This is a genomic window from Labrenzia sp. C1B70, from assembly GCF_000475395.1.
GTDB lineage: Bacteria > Pseudomonadota > Alphaproteobacteria > Rhizobiales > Stappiaceae > Roseibium > Roseibium algicola.
The window spans coordinates 181,685-199,804 of record NZ_AXCE01000006.1 but is presented as its reverse complement, the minus strand read 5'-3'; the positions used below and the strand labels follow the sequence as shown (position 1 = coordinate 199,804).

The following is an 18,120-nucleotide window of genomic DNA, read 5'->3' as shown; positions in this document are numbered from 1 at the left end:
TTGGAAGGGCCAGGCGGGGTTTCGCCCCGCCGGCCCGATCTTCAAACATTCACAAGAAGGGGGTTACCCTTACTTGTTGGCTTCCAGGAATTTGACAGCATCGCCAACGGTCAGGATGGTTTCTGCTGCGGTGTCCGGGATTTCTACGCCGAATTCTTCTTCGAACGCCATGACCAGCTCGACCGTGTCAAGGCTGTCTGCGCCCAGGTCGTCGATGAAGCTTGCACCTTCAACAACTTTGTCAGCATCTACGCCGAGGTGCTCAACGACGATTTTCTTTACCCGATCCGCGATATCGCTCATCTTTCACTTCCTTAGTTTTCATCTATTCGTCACTCGCGAAACTGCCCCCATCCGGTTTGCAAACAAGCGGTGGCGCGAACTCGCGGTCTTTAAGATGTCGCCGCACACCAGGCCAGTTTATTTGGCCAACTGTGCAATTCGAAACAATCGGCGGGTTGGTAACACACTTTGTTGACCTTTACCAGCCGATCCAGACCGCTTGTGAGCGGCCCGGATTCTTTTTGCCTGCTCGGCAAAAATTCCTTTTAAATCATAGCCATGCCGCCATTAACGTGCAGGGTCTGCCCGGTCACGTAAGCGGCTTCATCGCTGGCCAGGTAGACGGCGGCTGCGGCAATCTCTGCGGAAGTGCCCAAACGCCCTGCAGGCACGCTCGTCAAAATCGATTCTTTTTGCTTGTCGTTCAGCGCATCGGTCATTGCCGTTTCGATGAAACCGGGCGCAATCGTATTGACCGTGATGTTGCGGCTGGCGACTTCCCGGGCAAGCGACTTGTACATGCCGATCATGCCGGCCTTGGCTGCCGCATAATTGACCTGACCGGGGTTTCCGGTGACGCCGACGACGGACGTGATGCCGACGATGCGGCCGGACCGACGCTTCATCATGCCCTTGATTGCTGCGCGGCACAGACGGAAACCAGACGACAGGTTCACTTCCAGAACCTGATCCCACTCTTCATCCTTCATGCGCATGAAGATATTATCGCGCGTGATCCCGGCATTGTTCACTAGGATGTCGACAGAGCCCATTTTCTCTTCAGCCGCCGGCAACAAGGCATCAACAGCCGCGCGGTCGGACAGATTGGCCGGTGTCACATAGGCGCGTTCGCCGAGATCAGCAGCAAGCGCTTCCAGCTTTTCAGCCCGCGTGCCGGACAAGGAGACGGTTGCGCCCTGTGCATGGAGCGACCGGGCGATTGCTTCGCCGATCCCACCGGTGGCACCGGTGACAAGCGCGTTTTTCCCTTCCAAGCTGAACATTCGGGATCCTTCCATTGTTCCTGTTTGGGTCCGCGGCGGACCAAATCGTCGCCTCGGCCGATATAAGCCTTATCCGGAGATCTTTTCCATAAGGGCGTCGATGTCTTCCGGAGAATTGACCGCCATGCCGGTGGCTTCCTTGGCGATCCGCTTGACCATGCCGGTCAGCACCTTGCCTGTCCCAACCTCGACAAAGGTGTCGACACCGTTGTCGGCAAGCCAGGTGATGCTTTCGCGCCAACGCACGGTACCGGTCACCTGCTGAACAAGGCGATCGCGAATTTCATTTGCGTCAGTAATCGGGCGCGCAAGCACGTTTGCGACCAGCGGCACGACAGGAGAGCGGATTTCGGCATTCGCCAGAGCTTCGGCCATCTTGTCGGCAGCCGGGCCCATCAGGGAACAATGGAACGGTGCGCTGACCGGCAGCATCACCGCACGGCGCGCGCCCCTGGCCTTGGCAATCTCGACGGCGCGCTCGACGGCGGCCAGATGCCCGGAAACAACCACCTGCCCCGGCGCGTTGTCGTTCGCGGCCTGGCAGACTTCTCCCTGTGCGGCAGCCTCGGCCACTTCTGCGGCAACATCAAACTCCAGCCCGAGCAACGCAGCCATTGCACCCTGACCGGCCGGAACCGCATCCTGCATGGCATCTCCGCGCACGCGCAGGAGCTTTGCAGCGGTCGCAATATCCAGGCTGCCGGCAGCAGCCAGCGCGGAATATTCACCAAGAGAATGTCCTGCGACAAAGGAAACACTGCCGGCAAGGTCGAGGCCGCGAGCCTCCAGAACGCGCATGGTCGCAAGGCTGACCGCCATAAGTGCAGGCTGAGCATTTGCTGTAAGCGTCAGCGTTTCTTCCGGACCAGTCCACATGACATCGGACAGCTTCTGGCCAAGCGCCTCGTCGACTTCGTCGAAAACGGCTTTTGCCTCCGGGAACGCATCGGCAAGGGCTTTGCCCATTCCAACGCCCTGACTGCCCTGGCCGGGAAATGTGAATGCAATGGTCATCTGGAAACGCCTCCGTGACTCGTGAGCGGACCTTGTTGTTCTTATAGCGAAAGGTCGACGGCTTATTAGAAAGCGGAGAAGACAGCCCGTGCGGGCTGAAATCGAACTTGGCGCGAGGCTATGATACGGTCTTGACCAAACTGTCAAGGCCCACAGGGCAATCATTTCCGCTTTTCGGGCGGTTTTGCCGGTTTTCCTTTGTCCTGATTATCCCTGAAATGCCCGGCAACCCGATGGGCGTTGTCTTGCGCGCGAAACCGGTCCTCCCCTTACCTGCTTCGGGAACTCAATATATATAGACAGTCAGGCAATCTTCCAAATCGGGAGCGTTCGTATCTTCTCCAGATTTTCGATCCTTTCGGGCGTATGCTGCTTGCAATTTCCGCAAAACAGAGTATAGAGCGCGCTTCATCCGGGGTTTGGCCGGGGGCTGAACGGAAGGGCATGACGCCAGGATCCTTGATCGGATCCGACTTCCCGTGTTCCCGCTCTCGTTAGAATTCTCGTGCCTTTCCGGGGCTACGAGGAGGCTCTGCGCCGATCCCGCGTTGTCAACACGAAGAAAGGCTATTTCCATGCCTCTTTACGAGCACGTATTCCTGGCTCGCCAGGACGTTTCGGCCCAGCAGGTCGAACAACTCGTCGAACAGTACAAGGGCCTCATCGAAGGCGCTGGCGGTACTATCGGCAAGGTGGAAAACTGGGGTCTGCGTTCCCTCGCATACCGCATCAAAAAGAACCGCAAGGCTCACTACACCCTCATGAACATCAACGCTCCGCACGCCGCGGTTGCCGAGATGGAACGTCAGATGGGTCTGAGCGAAGACGTTCTGCGTTTCATGACCTTCAAGGTTGATGAACTCGACGAAGAGCCGTCTGCAATGATGCAGAAGCGCGACCGTGACGACCGCCGTGGTGGCGATCGTGGTGGCCGCTTTGGTGGTGGCGATCGCGGCGGTGACCGCGGTGGACGCGGTGGCGACCGCGGTGAGCGCGCTCCGCGCCGCGCAGAAGGGGAGTAAGATTGATGGTTGATATTGCACAGCTCCCGAGCCGCCGTCCGTTCTTCCGTCGCCGGAAGACCTGCCCGTTCTCCGGCACCAACGCGCCGAAGATCGATTACAAGGACATCCGTCTGCTGCAGCGCTACATTTCCGAGCGCGGCAAGATTGTTCCGAGCCGCATCACCGCGGTTTCCGCGAAGAAGCAGCGTGAACTGGCCCGTGCTATCAAGCGCGCCCGCCTGCTCGGCCTGCTGCCGTTCGTGATCAGCTAAGCGTTTCTCGAAAATCTTGAGACGTTTCTTTCGGGGCTTCCCGGAAGACCCGAATTGGGGCCGCGGGCAAACGGCCTCTAACCATCCTCAACGGGTGGGACAGTAGGAGAAATGACATGCAAGTTATCCTTCTTGAGCGCATCGCCAAGCTCGGCCAGATGGGCGACACCGTTCGCGTACGCGACGGCTATGCCCGTAACTTCCTGCTGCCGCAGGGCAAGGCACTGCGTGCCAACAAGTCGAACCTCGAGCGTTTTGAGCGTGAACGCGTTCAGCTCGAAGCTCGTAACCTTGAGCGCAAGAACGAAGCTGAAGGCGTTGCCTCCAAGCTCGACGGCGAATCCCTGGTGATGATCCGTTCCGCTGGTGAAACCGGCCAGCTCTACGGTTCCGTTTCCACGCGCGATATTGCTGACGGCCTGACCAATGCCGGCTTCTCCGTTTCCCGCAGCCAGGTTGAACTGCGCAACCCGATCAAGACGATCGGTCTGCACAGCGTTCTGATCCAGCTGCACCCGGAAGTCGAAGTCGCCATCAGCGTCAACGTTGCCCGTTCTGAAGACGAAGCTGTCCGTCAGGCTGCCGGCGAAGATCTCTCCACGCCGGAAATGGACGTCTTCGAATTCGAAGAAGATGAAGAAGCAGAAGACACCGAAGAAGGTGCAGAAGCTTCCGAAGAAGCAGCGGAAGAAGAAGCCTAAGCACTTCGCTTCCCTTGTGGACTTTAGAAAACGGCGCTGGCTTCAGCGCCGTTTTTTTGTTTGCCGGCAACTTTTTGGAATGATGGCAAGCCACGCCTAATCCTGGCTTTTCAGTTTCCGGTTTAAGGCCTTGAAACTGCTCGAAAATTCATTAACCAGCTATTAATCTTCTCGAAAATATCATAAATTTCAATGACTAAGACGTAGCCCCTTGAGTCTTCAATCGAGTTCAGAGTCAAGCTGGATTCGATTCTTTCCCCGCTGATTTGTCGAAGCCGGTGGGAATCGAAATCAGCCATTTTTGAACCTTGAGCCCTCCCCCGTCACAGAGTATTCCCAATGAACTTGGGTCAACGGGGGTCGTTATGAAGGGCACGCTACAGAAGGTCGAAACGGAAGAAGACATCCAGCGCTTGGCACCACACAATGCCGAGGCGGAACGTCAGCTTCTGGGGGCGATTCTCGTTAACAACGAGACGTTCTACCGGGTCTCAGACTTTCTGGAACCACATCATTTTTTCGTGCCTGCTCACCAGGATATCTACGAGAAGATCAGCCATCTGATCCGCGCCGGCAAAACCGCGTCGCCGATCACGCTGAAGACCTTCTATCCCGCCAACGCGAAGATTGCGGATCTGTCCGCGACCCAGTTTCTTCTGCGCCTGGCCGGTGATGCCGCCTCGATCATCAACGCCGAAGACTACGGCCGGACCATCTACGACCTGGCGATCCGTCGCAATCTGATCCGCATCGGCGAGGACATGGTCAATATCGCCTTCGACGCCCCGATCGATGTGCCCCCCTCCCAGCAGATCGATGATGCCGAGCGCCGCCTGTTCGAACTTGCAGAAACCGGCCGCAGCGAAGGCGGGTTCGTCGCGTTTGGCGACGCCCTGACCGAAACCATCGAGATGGCGCACGCCGCCTATAACCGCGAAGGTGCCCTTTCCGGTATTTCCACAGGTCTGCGCGAACTGGACCGTTTGATGGGTGGTCTGCAGCATTCGGACTTGATCGTGCTTGCCGGTCGTCCCGCGATGGGCAAGACCTCCCTGGCAACCAACATCGCCTACAACATCGCCCAGTCCTACAAGTCCGAAGAACAGCCCGACGGCTCGATCAAGACCGTGAACGGCGGCGTTGTCGGCTTCTTCTCTCTGGAAATGTCGGCTGAACAGCTGGCCACCCGTATCATTTCCGAACAGGCGGAAATCTCGTCCTCGAAAATCCGCCGCGGCGATATCACCGAAGCGGAATTCGAGAAGCTGGCCGCCTGTGCCCAGACCATGCAGGCCGTCCCGCTTCATGTGGACCAGACCGGTGGTATTTCCATCGCCTCGCTGGTTGCCAAGGCGCGGCGTCTTAAGCGTCAGCGCGGTCTCGACCTGCTTGTGGTCGACTATATCCAGCTCTTGTCGGGCTCGAACAAGAACTCCGGCAACCGCGTTCAGGAAATCACCGAAATCACCACGGGCCTAAAGGCGCTTGCGAAGGAACTTCACGTCCCGATCATCGCGCTGTCACAGCTCTCCCGTCAGGTGGAATCGCGTGACGACAAACGACCGATGATGTCGGATCTACGTGAATCAGGCTCCATCGAGCAGGACGCCGACGTGATCCTGTTCGTGTTCCGTGAAGAATATTACCTGTCCAAGACCGAGCCGGAATTCGGAACTGTCGAACACGAAAACTGGCAACGGGATATGGAGCGGCTCAAGGGCAAGGCAGAAGTCATCATCGCCAAGCAGCGTCACGGCCCGACCGGTACGGCGAACCTGCACTTTGAAGGCCAGTACACCCGCTTCTCCGATCTTGCCGAAGAAGATCACCTGCCCGAACGCTACGAATAACAGGCGTCTTCGCGATTTCGGACGGTCCTTGAGACAAGGTGCCCCGATAGCCGCCTGATGCTGCATTCAAGCTCTCGTCTGCGGCTCACTTGCGGCATTTGGCAATGAACACGCCGTCGCTCACGATTAAGCCACTGTTAAAACTCCTCACTTACTTTAAGTAGAAAGAATTTCGCCTAAAATCTTTTCCAGGTGACCGCATCTTGTATTCGTCGGCACAAAAACTCCTCGAAGAAGCTCGCATCTTTCCGCGCAAAAGATGCAAGTGGTCCGGCCTTTTGAAGCAGGACGCGACCCATCGCCCCTGCGTGGTCGAAGATATCAGCGTCGGTGGTTGCCGCGTTGCGACCAACACCAAGGGTCTTGAACGACATCAGCGCATCACCATCGAAATCGAAAGCCGGAAATTGCGGTTTTACGGTGAAATTCGGTGGGTGCGCTCCGGCGAAGCCGGCGTCGAATTCCTCTATATGGATTGAGCTTCCGCTCTTCAGCGCACTTCCCGGGGGGAGCGCTGCAGTGCGCTTCACTTGGTCACGGTTTTGGCGGTTTGGCCGTTGGTGCAAATGCGCCCTGATGCGCTAAGCTCACTCTCGAATTTCAGACATTGATTCTGACTGGAGAGATATCCGGACCGTGCCTGCGACGATAGAACAAGCCTTCCCATCCGATCTTTACGGCGGACGACTGACGATCGACCTTGATGCGATCGTGTCGAACTGGACCTTGCTGAAAGGCAAGGTAAGCGACAGCACCGATTGCGCTGCCGTTCTGAAGGCCGATGCCTATGGAACCGGACAAGACAAAACCGCTGCAGCCCTCTACCAGGCGGGATGCAGGACGTTTTTCGTCGCGGTGCCGACCGAGGCCCTGACGTTGCGCGCAAGTCTTCCGGACGCAGTCATCTACGTGCTCGACGGGCTGTTTCCGGGAACGGCCGACCACTTTCTGACCCATGAAATCCGTCCCGTCCTCGGCAGCCTGGAAGAACTCCTGGAATGGGCGGAAGTCTGCAAGGCGTCGGGCAAGAACAATGCCGCCGCTGTCCATGTCGATACCGGCATCCACCGTTTGGGCCTGTCTCCGGCTGAACTCACCCGCGCTCTGGGTGACAACGCCGTTCTGGGGCCGTTCCAGCCATCACTGGTGATGAGCCATCTTGCCTGTGGCTCGACGCCCGACCACGACATGAACCGGCGGCAGCTCAAGCTGTTTACAGAGACAACCGCCCCCTTCCCTCACATTCCGCGGTCATTGGCAAATTCCGCCGGGGTGCTGCTTGGTCCGGACTACCACTTCGACCTTGTTCGTCCCGGGATCGCGCTTTACGGCGGGCTTGCCATCGAAACCGAGCCCAACCCGATGAAACCGGTCGCCAAGGTGGAAGCACGCATCATGATCGTGCGCGACGTTCCACAGGGCGATACGATCGGCTATGGCGCGAAACAAACCGCAAAGCGCCCTTTGCGCAATGCCGTCGTGGCCGCCGGTTATGCCGATGGCATGATCCGTCGTGCCGGCTCCACGGACGACCGCCCGGGTGGCTTCGGGCTGATCGGCGGTTACAAGGCGCCGATCCTCGGCCGGATTTCAATGGACATGATCACGCTCGACGTGACGGATGTGCCTGAACACCTGCTTCAGCGCGGCGCGTTTGTGGAAATGCTGGGGCCAGGTGTTGCAGCTTCCGATCTTGCCGCTTATGCGGAAACCATCGACTACGAATATCTGACAAGCCTCGGACGTCGGTTTGAGCGCGTCTATGCGCCCTTGACCTGACCGAAGCCGAGAGCGAAAGGCAATTTGCATGGCACGGCGCTCCACATCCTTCGTCTGCCAGTCCTGCGGCGCGGTTACCGCCAAGTGGGTTGGCCGTTGTGAAAGCTGCGGTGAATGGAACACCATCGTGGAGGAGCAGACCGGCGGCGGCGTCGGTGGCGGCCCCGGCAGGGCTTCCCGCAGCAAGGGCCGTGTCATTCCCCTTGTCGGCCTTTCCGGCGATGCCAAGGAAGCCCCGCGCATTCAGACGAAGGTGCCTGAACTTGACAGGGTGACCGGCGGCGGCTTCGTACGAGGGTCCGCCCTGCTAGTTGGCGGCGACCCCGGTATCGGCAAATCGACATTGCTGATCCAGGCGGCTGCGCAACTGGCCAACCTCGGGCACAAGACCGTCTATATTTCGGGCGAAGAAGCCATTGGACAGGTTCGGCTCCGGGCCGAAAGGCTGGGGCTCGCCCAGGCACCCGTGGCACTGGCTGCGGAAACAAGCGTTGAAGACATTCTGGCGACGCTGGAAGCCGACACGGCACCGGCCCTTCTCATCCTCGACTCCATTCAGACGCTCTGGACAGACCAGGTGGAATCTCCTCCCGGCACCGTGACGCAGGTGCGTGCGTCCGCCCAGGCGATGGTGCGTTATGCCAAGAAGAACGGCACCACCCTTGTTCTTGTCGGCCATGTGACCAAGGACGGACAGATTGCCGGTCCGCGCGTGGTCGAGCACATGGTCGACGCGGTGCTCTATTTCGAGGGCGACGGCGCTCATCAGTATCGTATCCTGCGCTCGGTCAAGAACCGCTTCGGCGCGACGGATGAAATCGGCGTTTTCGAAATGACGGGCAAGGGACTGCAGGAAGTCCCCAATCCTTCTGCCCTGTTCCTGGGAGACAGAAACACGTCCGCGCCCGGCGCAGCCGTTTTCGCCGGTCTGGAAGGCTCAAGACCTCTCCTGATCGAGATCCAGGCGCTGGTGGCGCAGTCTTCGCTGGGAACACCGCGCAGGGCCGTCATCGGCTGGGACAGCGCGCGGCTTTCCATGATCCTGGCCGTGCTTGAGGCACGGTGCGGCGTCCGCTTTTCACAACATGATGTCTATCTGAACGTCGCCGGTGGTCTCAAGATCAACGAGCCTGGAGCCGATCTTGCCGTGGCAGCAGCGTTAATCTCCTCACTCAGCGGACTTGCCCTTCCGGCCAATTGCGTCTATTTCGGCGAAGTCAGCCTGTCGGGGGCCATCAGGCCGGTCGCCCAAGCCCCTTCCAGACTGAAAGAAGCCGAGAAACTCGGCTTCGATCAGGCTTACTGTCCGGAGGGCAATCTCAAGGACGGCACCGTGTCTTCGTTCAGGACGACAGGCGTGCCGGAACTTGGGGACTTTGTTGCCAAACTTTCGGCGGAGGCTAGTGCTACGGGGCAGACCTGACGCAAGATGGTGACGGGTTTGGGCAAAAAGTTTAAGCTCTTGAAAGAGCGCCAGACAGAGGATTTTTCAGGAACATGCCGATAACGCTGCTGGACGGACTGCTCTTGGTCATCATGTTCATCTCGGCGGTCCTTGCGATGATCCGCGGATTTGTCAGGGAAGTTCTTTCCATCGTTTCCTGGGTGGCTGCGGCAGCTGCGGCATTCCTGCTGTACGAACGGGTTCTTCCTTACACCAAGCAGTATATCAACCATGACCTGGTTGCCATGGGCGTATCTGCCGCGGCAGTCTTTCTGGTCACGCTGCTTGTTGTCAGCTATATCACCATGCGGATTTCCGATTTCGTGCTCGACAGCCGGATCGGCGCCCTCGACCGGACCCTCGGGTTCGTGTTCGGAGCTGTGCGCGGTCTGCTGCTGGTCGTCGTCGCGATGATGTTCTTCAACTGGTTCGTCCAGCCGGAACAGCAGCCGAACTGGGTCAAGACCGCCAAGTCGCGGCCGATCCTGCTGTCCATCGGTGAACGGCTGGTGGCTGTGCTGCCAGAAGACCCAGAAAAGGCGATCCTGGACAAGATCCGGCAGAACAACCAGGCCGGAGGGGGAGCAACCCCGACTGATGAACCGGCCTACAGCGATTCAGAACGTCAGGGACTTGAACAGCTGACGACGGATAGTAACTAACAGGCCTTGGGCATAAACCAGGGACACTAACCGAGACTGGGGCAGTAACGGGCACCGCTTGAGGTGCAGCGTTGAATGAGGCATCCCGCGCCCAAATATGTGCGGGACGATGTACCATTTGCAAAGCGGCCAATGTTTCGTCCACCTGCGTGACGATGACAGACATTTGACCGCAAGACCCGGCCGGTCCTCCCACCGGCCAGAACGAAGGAGTGTTCGCCATGGCTGGCGGAACCGACGTGCACGAACCGTTCGACATCAATGCAGATACCTTGCGCGAAGAATGCGGTGTTTTCGGCATTCTGGGTCATGAGGATGCCAGCGCGCTGACCGCGCTCGGGCTTCATGCGCTCCAGCACCGCGGGCAGGAAGCAGCGGGGATCGTCACCGTTGACAACGAGCAGTTCCGTGCGGAACGCCATCTCGGGCTGGTGGGCGATCACTTCTCCGACGCCGACACCATCGAGCGGCTGAGCGGAAAGGCCGCTGTCGGCCACGTTCGGTACTCGACGACCGGTGAAACCATCCTGCGGAACGTGCAGCCGCTCTTTGCCGAGCTGGACGGTGGCGGCATTGCCGTTTGCCACAACGGCAACTTCACCAACGCCCTCACCCTGCGCCGCCAGTTGATCCGAGACGGAGCAATCTGCCAGTCGACCTCCGATTCAGAGGTGGTCCTGCAGCTCGTTGCCCGCTCGCGCAAGGGGAAGATCGTCGAACGTTTCATCGATGCGATCACCCAGATGGAAGGTGCCTATTCTCTGGTGGCGCTGACGTCGAAGAAACTGATCGGCGCGCGTGACCCGCTCGGCATTCGCCCACTGGTCCTGGGCGATCTGAACGGTGCTCCGATCCTGGCCTCGGAGACCTGCGCACTCGATATCATCGGGGCAAAATTCATCCGCGAAGTGGAAAACGGCGAAGTTATCGTCTGCACGTCAACAGGGATTGAATCCTTCTTCCCGTTCGGCAAACGCCCGGCTCGTCCGTGTATCTTCGAATACATCTACTTCTCCCGCCCCGACAGCGTTGTCGGCGGTCGCAGCGTCTACGACGTTCGCCGGGAAATGGGGCGTCAGCTGGCCAGGGAATCCAACGTCGAAGCCGACGTGATCGTTCCGGTGCCGGACAGCGGTGTGCCGGCGGCCATCGGCTTCAGCCAGGAAAGCGGCGTGCCGTTCGAACTCGGCATCATCCGCAACCACTATGTCGGCCGCACGTTCATCGAACCGACCCAGCAGATCCGTGCACTTGGCGTGAAGATGAAACACTCCGCCAACCGGGCTCAGATCGAAGGCAAGCGCGTCGTGCTTGTGGACGACAGCCTTGTGCGCGGAACAACATCGGTCAAGATCGTACAGATGATCCGCGAAGCGGGTGCGAAGGAAGTTCACTTCCGGCTCGCCAGCCCGCCGATCAAGTATTCCGACTACTACGGCATCGACACGCCGGTGCGTGAAAAACTGCTGGCTGCAAAATACGGTCTTGAGGAAATGCGCGCCTATATCGGTGCCGACAGCCTGGCCTTCCTGTCCGTCGATGGCATCTACAAGGCCATGGGCTACGATGGCCGCGACGATGCCAACCCGCAGTTCACGGACCATTGTTTCACCGGCGATTACCCGACACCGCTGACCGATCTTTCCGAGGATCAGGACTTCGTCAGCGCCCCTCGCCTGGTCGAGGTCGGCTAAAGCGCTCAAAACTCTTTGGACCGCTTCAATTTATGCCTTTCGGCGGTACCGCCGGAGGGCAAATTGATCTAAGAGATCACGCATGATCAAAGACTTTGAAGGCCGGGTCGCTCTCGTCACCGGCGCCTCCCGCGGAATTGGCTATCAGATCGCAAAGCAGCTCGGCGAACGTGGTGCGCATGTCATTGCGCTTGCGCGGACTGTCGGCGGCCTGGAAGACCTCGATGACGAGATCCGCTCCGCAGGCGGGGAAACAACGCTCGTCCCGCTTGACCTGACCGACTTCGACGCGCTCGACCGGCTTGGCGCCGCGATCTACGAACGCTGGAAGAAGCTCGATATCTTCGTTGCCAATGCCGGCATGCTGGGTGTTCTGTCGCCGATCGGCCACATCAGCCCGAAGGACTTCGAGAAAGTGACGGCGGTGAATGTCGTTGCCAACTGGCGGCTGATCCGCTCTCTGGACCCGCTCCTGCGCCAGTCGGACGCGGGCCGTGCACTGTTCCTGTCTTCCGTTCATGCAAGCACCTGCACACCTTTCTGGGGTCTTCAGTCCATCAGCAAGGCTTCCGTGGAAGCCATGGCGCGGACCTGGGCGAATGAAAGCCTGAAGACGAACATGAAGATCAACCTGGCTGACCCTGGCCCTACCCGCACAGGGCTGCGTGCCAAGGCAATGCCAGGCGAGCTTGCCACCAATCTTCCGACGCCGGATGATGTTGCGGCAGATCTTCTGCCCTTGCTGATGCCGGACGTTCTGGAAACCGGCGGCCTGTACGACCGCGTCAGCGGAGAATGGATTCAGCCCTAAGGCGGATCCTGCTGGGCAGATCCAATCAAGGGTTGCATAGCCCGTTCATTCCCTTTATGCCTTCCGGTCGATGATCGGAAGGGAAGCATGCCATGCGGTCAGATATCAGTGTCATCGCCTGGGATTTCGACGGCGTTCTAAACCGCAATGTCGTCGACGGCAGGTTCATCTGGGCTGACACGCTGGAGAGCGACCTCGGAATTGCACTCGATGCATTCGAACGCGGCGTCTTCGATGCCTCCTTCCTGCAAGTCATCTCCGGGAAACGGGACATAAAAACTCACCTGCAAGACTGGCTTGACCGGTGCGGCTACCTCCTGGATGCGGGAGATCTTCTCGACTATTGGTTTGCCAAGGATGATCTGCGGGATCCCTTCACCTGCAGCCTGCTTGAACATCTGACAAGTCACGACGTCGTTCAGGTGATTGCGACGAACAATGAAGATCGCCGCTCCAGCTACATCGAGCACCAGTCCGGCTTCGGCTCGCTGGTCAGCCGGATTTTCTCTTCCGGCCGCATCAAGTCAGCCAAGCCGGACACCGCGTTCTTCGTCCATGTCAGCGACACTCTCAAGGTTGCCCTGTCCGAGATCTTGCTGATCGACGACAGTGCCACAAACGTTCGCGTAGCGAAGGCGCTTGGCTGGAAGGGCTTTCATTTTACCGAGAAGACCCGCCTGGAACTTGCTTCCTTTCTGGAACTTTGAAAGCATACAGGGTATCCAGCGGCGGTCGCTGCAGAGGAGCCAGGAAGATGAAACTCGGCGCGTTCTCGGTCAGTCTGGCCGTCAAGAATCTCGAAAAATCGAAGGCGTTCTACGAAGGACTTGGCTTCGTGGATATCGGCATCTCGGACACGGACAACTGGGCGGTCCTAAAGAATGGCGATACCATCATCGGGTTGTTTCAGGGCATGTTCGACAAGAACATACTCACCTTCAATCCCGGCTGGGACCAGGATGCCAGGACACTGGAAGATTTTCAGGATGTACGGGACATCCAAAAGACGCTGAAGGCGAAGGGATACACATTCGTATCCGAAGCTGACGAGGCCGGCAGTGGTCGGGCCAGCTTCATGCTGGTCGACCCGGATGGAAACCCGGTTCTCGTCGACCAGCATGTGTGAGGCTGATTAAGCAGCTTCGAAAGGCGCAAAGGAACTTTCGGCGATTTCCTTCAGGTCGGCAAAGACGCCGGGAGCGCCAACAACGACACGTGCGCCGTCGTAAAGGGACTGGTTGATGTCCTGTTCCAGAACTTCACCACCGGCTTCCTTGGTGATCAGCATGCCTGCAAGGCAGTCCCAGGCGTTCATGTGGGATTCTACATAGCCGATAAGGCGCCCGGAAGCCGCGTAGGCAAGCATCAGACCGCCCGAGGCGTTGCGGAAGAACACACCGCCCTTGGAGACCAGGGCACCGACGACGTTGACCGCATCCGTAACGGCAGTGCGGCCGTTGAAACCAACACCGACAGAGCCGTGAGAAAGGCTTTCGCTGTCGGAGGCACGGATCGGCTTGCCATTGAGGAACGCACCGTGACCGGCGGCAGCCTTGAAGGTTTCCTTGGACACCGGATCATGGATCACACCGACAATCACCTGGCCCTGATGAACGCAGGAAATGATGACGCACCACTGCGGAATGCCGGCAACGAAATTTGCCGTACCGTCGATCGGGTCGGTAACCCAGGTGTAGCCCGAAGACCCTTCTTCCATGCCATGCTCTTCGCCCAGGATACCGTCGTCCGGATAGCTCTTTGCGAGTTCCGCGCGGATGAGCGTTTCCACATTGCGGTCCGCTTCCGAGACGAGGTCCTGATGACCCTTCTGCGTAATGGTCAGCGTGTCCAGCTTGTGAAAATAGTCGAGACCGAGCTCGCCAGCCTTTTCGGCAAGGGCAACGGCGAATTCCAGCCGGTCGATGGACATGGTTCAAACTCCCTTAAGTGTCGATAGCGCGGCGGGAAGCTGCTTTCCCGCCAGGAAAGAAGAATACTGGCTGGCAGCCTGGCAAAATGGCAGGCTGCCCTCCCCACTCAGCCCCGTTTTCTCTTCGGGGCGTAAGGGTTTTCGCCTTTGCGGTAGGACAGGCGAATGGGAGTTCCGTGTATGTTGAAGGTCTGGCGCAGCGAGTTGACCAGATAACGCGTGTAGCTTTCCGGCAATTGTTCGGGACGCGAACAAAAAACCACGAAATGTGGCGGCCGCGTCTTGGGCTGGGTCATGTAACGCAGGCGCACCCGGCGTCCGGCAACTGCGGGGGGCGGATGGTTCGCGGTGACCTTGTCCAGCCAACGGTTCAGCTTGGCGGTCGAGACACGCGAGTTCCAGGCCTCGTAGGCGGTAAAGACGCTTTCGATCAGGCGATCGACGCCCTGCCCTTGCTGGCCGGACAAAGTCGCGATCTGAACACCGCGGATCTGGTTGAAATACCGCTCGTTGGCATCCTTGATTTTCTTCCAGGCTTCTTCCCGGTCTTCGATCAGGTCCCACTTGTTGATCGCAATCACCAGCGCGCGGCCTTCGCGCGCAACAAGATCGATGATCTGCAGGTCCTGCTTCTCGAAGGACATGGTGGCGTCCAGCGTGACAACGACCACTTCGGCGAACTTGATCGCACGCAGAGCGTCGGCCACGGAAAGCTTTTCGAGCTTTTCCTGAACGCGGGCCTTTTTCCGGATACCGGCCGTATCGAACAGCTTGATATGCCTGTCGCGCCAGACCCAGTCTACCGAGATGGAATCGCGCGTGATGCCTGCTTCCGGTCCGGTCAGCATGCGGTCTTCGCCCAGCATGCGGTTGATCAGCGTCGACTTGCCCGCATTCGGGCGGCCGACGATGGCAACACGCAGCGGTCTTTCAATGGTACCGACCGGCTCTTCGTCCTCGACGAATTCACCGTCCTCGTCGACATCCACGTTGGTGATCGCCTCTTCGCGCTTTGCCTCTTCTTCTTCCGTGACCCGGTCGACATGAGGTTTCAGTGCGTCATAGAGATCAGCAAGCCCTTCGCCGTGTTCAGCGGAAATCGCAATCGGATCACCAAGACCAAGCGAATAGGATTCGTAAAGTCCGCTCTCTCCGGCCCTGCCTTCCGCCTTGTTGGCCAGCAGGATCACCGGACGGGTGGTCTTGCGTGCGACTTCGGCAAAATGGGCATCAAGCGGCGTTACACCGGCACGAGCGTCAATCACGAACAGAACCGCGTCGGCGGTTTCGATCGCCTCCTCGGTCTGCCGGCGCATGCGGCCCTCGAGGGATTCCTTGTCCGCATCTTCGAGACCGGCGGTGTCGATGATCGTAAAGCGCAAGTCGCCCAAACGGGCATCGCCCGGCCGCCGGTCTCGCGTCACACCAGGTGTGTCGTCTACCAGCGCCAGGCGCTTGCCCACAAGGCGATTGAACAGGGTGGACTTGCCGACATTCGGCCGTCCGATAATGGCGACAGTAGCGCCCACAGCAGTTTCTCCTGATAGGCGGGCCTCTTCGGGCCCTGCCTCAAATGCTAGTTGAAGGCAGCGACGCCGTCATTGCCTGTCAGCACGATAATCCGGCCTCCGGCGACGATCGGTGTCACATAGACATCCGTATTGGTCCGCTGCGTCAACATGGTTTTTCCAGAAGCGGCATCCACGATTGCGATCTGACCGTCGCTGGAAAAGGCAACCAGTGCCCCATTCGCCAGGATCGGGCCAGCCCAATTGCGGCGCTTCTTCTTCTTTTCCGGACGCGGCAAGGCCGTTGCCCAGAGGGTTTCCCCGTTTTTCAGATTGAGGGCGACCATACGGTCGTCGAGATCAACCATGAACAACGCGCTGCCGGAGACAACCGGCGTGTGCACGCTGCCGAGATCCTGTTCCCAGCGACGCTGGCCGGTGCGGGCATCCACCGCAACCGTGCGGCCGGCAACACCAGTGGCATAAACCGTACTGCCGGAGACAACCGGGCTCGCCGAAACGTCCGCGAGACCGGACAGGGCAAGTGTCCTGAAGCCGCGCGACACGCCATCGATCCAGGCCGGTTCGCCCGACTTGATGTCGATGGCCATGATTTCACCGGAGGAGAACGGCACGATGACACGGTTGCCGGAAATGGCCGGATTGGCCGCAGACAACAGACCAGCAGTTTCCTCGATACCTGCATAAGTCCAGGCAACGCTGCCGTCAGACTGCTTCAGGGCATAGACTTCGTTGGACTGGGATACGACGATGACGTGCCCGGCACCGGCAACAGGCGCACCACGAGCCGGCGTGTCGATGTCGACTTTCCAGATTTCCCGGCCGGAGCCGGCTTCAAGAGCCGCGACCTGACGATAGCTGGTGGCTGCGTAGACAACGCCGCCTTCAACGGCGACACCACCACCAGGACCCACATCCCTTTCGCCTTCCGGACGCAGGTTCTGGGTCCACTGGCGTCCACCGCCCGTCGACAACGCTACGACTTCGCCATTCGGCTTGTAGACGTAAATACGGCTGCCATCGCTGACCGGACGGGAAGACACCCGAAGTGCGGATGTTGTCAGCCCGCCGCCGGACGAGCCGACCTGAGCGCGCCAGGCACGATTGCCGGAGACGGATATGGCGACGTTGCCCGGATCGTTGGTCAGGCCACCACCGGCTGTTGACCAGGACTGCCCGCCAGTCGCAGAACCGACCTTTGCTGCCTGGCCGAGCGCTTCGGCTGCCGGATCGGCGCCGTCGAACACGGGCTGGCGCTCACCCTTGAGGATTTTCTCGCGAGCAAACGGGTTTATGTTCTCGGTAAATTCGCTGACCGACCCGCAACCGGTGAGGACGAGCGAAAGCGCAATGGCACCAAAAACACCGCGTCTGCGGAAAGAAACGGTTACAAAACTCACTGGTTGTTTCCTTCACTGTCCGCCTTGGCTTCGCCGTTGCTGGACCGGATCACGTCACTCAGGATCGACACGCGGCGGCTCACGTCTGCCGGTGTTTCCGCGTCGTCTTCAAGAGCGGAAATCCACTGACGGGCTGTTTCAATATCGCCGGCTTTCCATGCACTTAGAGCAAGAAGTTCGCGTGCAGCTGCACGGAACGGACCAGTGTCGCCGGTCAGCTTCTCGACCCGGTCGGCAATATCGCCGTAGCCTTGGGTGTCGACGGCAAGATAAGCGGCACGCAGCGCTGCAACATCACGCAGAGCATCCATGATGCTGGTGTCGCGTGACAGGGCATCGAATTCGGCCAGGGCTTCTTCAGTCTTGCCGGAGTTGGAAAGATCGGTAGCCTGGCGCAGTTTCGCCAAGGCCGGGTATCCACCAAGGGCGTTGTCCAGTTCACCGTAAAGAGCTGCTGCTTCTTCGTAGTTCTGGGCTTCGGAAAGCCTCACGGCTTCAAAGAACGTGTCGCCAGCGCTCTGGGACTGCTGTTCCTGCCAGTAGAGCCAGCCGCGATAGCCGCCGGTTCCGACAATGATCAAGACCGCAACGCCAAGCACCCACGGACCGAAGCGGTCCCAAAGCCGACGGTATTTTTCCTGGCGGATATCTTCATCGACTTCACGAAAAATGTCAGACATGCGTGTCTATTTCCTGCATTCACTTCTTCGGCCCGGCACGTCTGCCCGGGCACGGCCCCTTCAT

The 18,120-nt window shown here is 59.1% G+C and carries 19 protein-coding genes; 12 read left to right on the top strand and 7 right to left on the bottom strand.

The window, feature by feature from the left end:
• Positions 1 to 69: 69 nt before the first annotated feature.
• The 3 genes from Q666_RS42685 to fabD all read right to left on the bottom strand — a co-directional run bounded on the left by Q666_RS42685 (position 70) and on the right by fabD (position 2,300).
• Positions 70 to 303 (bottom strand): acyl carrier protein, encoded by a 234-nt coding sequence (locus tag Q666_RS42685; RefSeq protein ID WP_006931822.1) that lies wholly within the window; start codon positions 301 to 303, stop codon positions 70 to 72.
• A gap of 245 nt (positions 304 to 548) precedes the next feature.
• Positions 549 to 1,286, bottom strand: coding sequence for a 3-oxoacyl-[acyl-carrier-protein] reductase (gene fabG, locus Q666_RS42680; protein WP_031270724.1), 738 nt, complete (start codon positions 1,284 to 1,286; stop codon positions 549 to 551).
• A 69-nt stretch (positions 1,287 to 1,355) separates the two neighbouring features.
• Positions 1,356 to 2,300 carry an ACP S-malonyltransferase gene (gene fabD, locus Q666_RS42675; protein WP_023003966.1) on the bottom strand — a complete coding sequence of 315 codons (945 nt, stop codon included), beginning with the start codon at positions 2,298 to 2,300 and terminating at the stop codon, positions 1,356 to 1,358.
• 575 nt (positions 2,301 to 2,875) lie between these two features.
• Between fabD and rpsF the strand changes: the two genes are divergently transcribed.
• The 12 genes from rpsF to Q666_RS42615 all read left to right on the top strand — a co-directional run bounded on the left by rpsF (position 2,876) and on the right by Q666_RS42615 (position 13,643).
• Positions 2,876 to 3,322: a 30S ribosomal protein S6 gene (gene rpsF, locus Q666_RS42670; RefSeq protein ID WP_023003965.1), complete on the top strand. Its 447-nt coding sequence runs from the start codon at positions 2,876 to 2,878 to the stop codon at positions 3,320 to 3,322.
• A gap of 5 nt (positions 3,323 to 3,327) precedes the next feature.
• A complete protein-coding gene (gene rpsR / locus Q666_RS42665) occupies positions 3,328 to 3,576 on the top strand; it encodes a 30S ribosomal protein S18 (RefSeq protein WP_023003964.1) in 249 nt (82 codons plus the stop codon).
• Positions 3,577 to 3,692: 116 nt separating this feature from the next.
• Positions 3,693 to 4,277 (top strand): 50S ribosomal protein L9, encoded by a 585-nt coding sequence (rplI, locus tag Q666_RS42660; RefSeq protein ID WP_023003963.1) that lies wholly within the window; start codon positions 3,693 to 3,695, stop codon positions 4,275 to 4,277.
• Positions 4,278 to 4,642: 365 nt separating this feature from the next.
• Entirely contained in the window at positions 4,643 to 6,127 is a 1,485-nt protein-coding gene (locus Q666_RS42655; RefSeq protein WP_023003962.1) for a replicative DNA helicase, read from the top strand.
• Between the two features lie 203 nt (positions 6,128 to 6,330).
• Complete coding sequence (locus Q666_RS66920) at positions 6,331 to 6,606, top strand: PilZ domain-containing protein (protein ID WP_023003961.1); 276 nt, start codon at positions 6,331 to 6,333, stop codon at positions 6,604 to 6,606.
• Between the two features lie 157 nt (positions 6,607 to 6,763).
• Positions 6,764 to 7,906, top strand: coding sequence for an alanine racemase (gene alr / locus Q666_RS42645; RefSeq protein WP_023003960.1), 1,143 nt, complete (start codon positions 6,764 to 6,766; stop codon positions 7,904 to 7,906).
• A gap of 28 nt (positions 7,907 to 7,934) precedes the next feature.
• Positions 7,935 to 9,329 carry a DNA repair protein RadA gene (gene radA / locus Q666_RS42640; protein ID WP_023003959.1) on the top strand — a complete coding sequence of 465 codons (1,395 nt, stop codon included), beginning with the start codon at positions 7,935 to 7,937 and terminating at the stop codon, positions 9,327 to 9,329.
• Between the two features lie 74 nt (positions 9,330 to 9,403).
• Positions 9,404 to 10,012, top strand: a complete 609-nt coding sequence (locus tag Q666_RS42635; protein WP_023003958.1) for a CvpA family protein — start codon at positions 9,404 to 9,406, stop codon at positions 10,010 to 10,012.
• Positions 10,013 to 10,233: 221 nt separating this feature from the next.
• Positions 10,234 to 11,706, top strand: a complete 1,473-nt coding sequence (gene purF / locus Q666_RS42630; protein WP_023003957.1) for an amidophosphoribosyltransferase — start codon at positions 10,234 to 10,236, stop codon at positions 11,704 to 11,706.
• Between the two features lie 82 nt (positions 11,707 to 11,788).
• Positions 11,789 to 12,517: an SDR family NAD(P)-dependent oxidoreductase gene (locus Q666_RS42625; protein WP_023003956.1), complete on the top strand. Its 729-nt coding sequence runs from the start codon at positions 11,789 to 11,791 to the stop codon at positions 12,515 to 12,517.
• Positions 12,518 to 12,609: 92 nt separating this feature from the next.
• Entirely contained in the window at positions 12,610 to 13,224 is a 615-nt protein-coding gene (locus Q666_RS42620; protein WP_023003955.1) for an HAD-IA family hydrolase, read from the top strand.
• Between the two features lie 47 nt (positions 13,225 to 13,271).
• Positions 13,272 to 13,643 (top strand): VOC family protein, encoded by a 372-nt coding sequence (locus tag Q666_RS42615; RefSeq protein ID WP_023003954.1) that lies wholly within the window; start codon positions 13,272 to 13,274, stop codon positions 13,641 to 13,643.
• A 6-nt stretch (positions 13,644 to 13,649) separates the two neighbouring features.
• On the opposite strand, the gene Q666_RS42610 is transcribed toward Q666_RS42615, so the two are convergent.
• From Q666_RS42610 to Q666_RS42595, 4 genes are all read right to left on the bottom strand, one after another.
• Entirely contained in the window at positions 13,650 to 14,447 is a 798-nt protein-coding gene (locus Q666_RS42610; RefSeq protein ID WP_023003953.1) for an inositol monophosphatase family protein, read from the bottom strand.
• Positions 14,448 to 14,554: 107 nt separating this feature from the next.
• Complete coding sequence (gene der / locus Q666_RS42605; RefSeq protein ID WP_023003952.1) at positions 14,555 to 15,976, bottom strand: ribosome biogenesis GTPase Der; 1,422 nt, start codon at positions 15,974 to 15,976, stop codon at positions 14,555 to 14,557.
• Positions 15,977 to 16,023: 47 nt separating this feature from the next.
• Positions 16,024 to 17,376 carry a PQQ-binding-like beta-propeller repeat protein gene (locus tag Q666_RS42600; protein ID WP_023003951.1) on the bottom strand — a complete coding sequence of 451 codons (1,353 nt, stop codon included), beginning with the start codon at positions 17,374 to 17,376 and terminating at the stop codon, positions 16,024 to 16,026.
• Positions 17,373 to 18,056: a tetratricopeptide repeat protein gene (locus Q666_RS42595; protein WP_023003950.1), complete on the bottom strand. Its 684-nt coding sequence runs from the start codon at positions 18,054 to 18,056 to the stop codon at positions 17,373 to 17,375. Before Q666_RS42595 ends, Q666_RS42600 begins: the two co-directional genes overlap by 4 nt.
• Between the last annotated feature and the right edge of the window lie 64 nt (positions 18,057 to 18,120).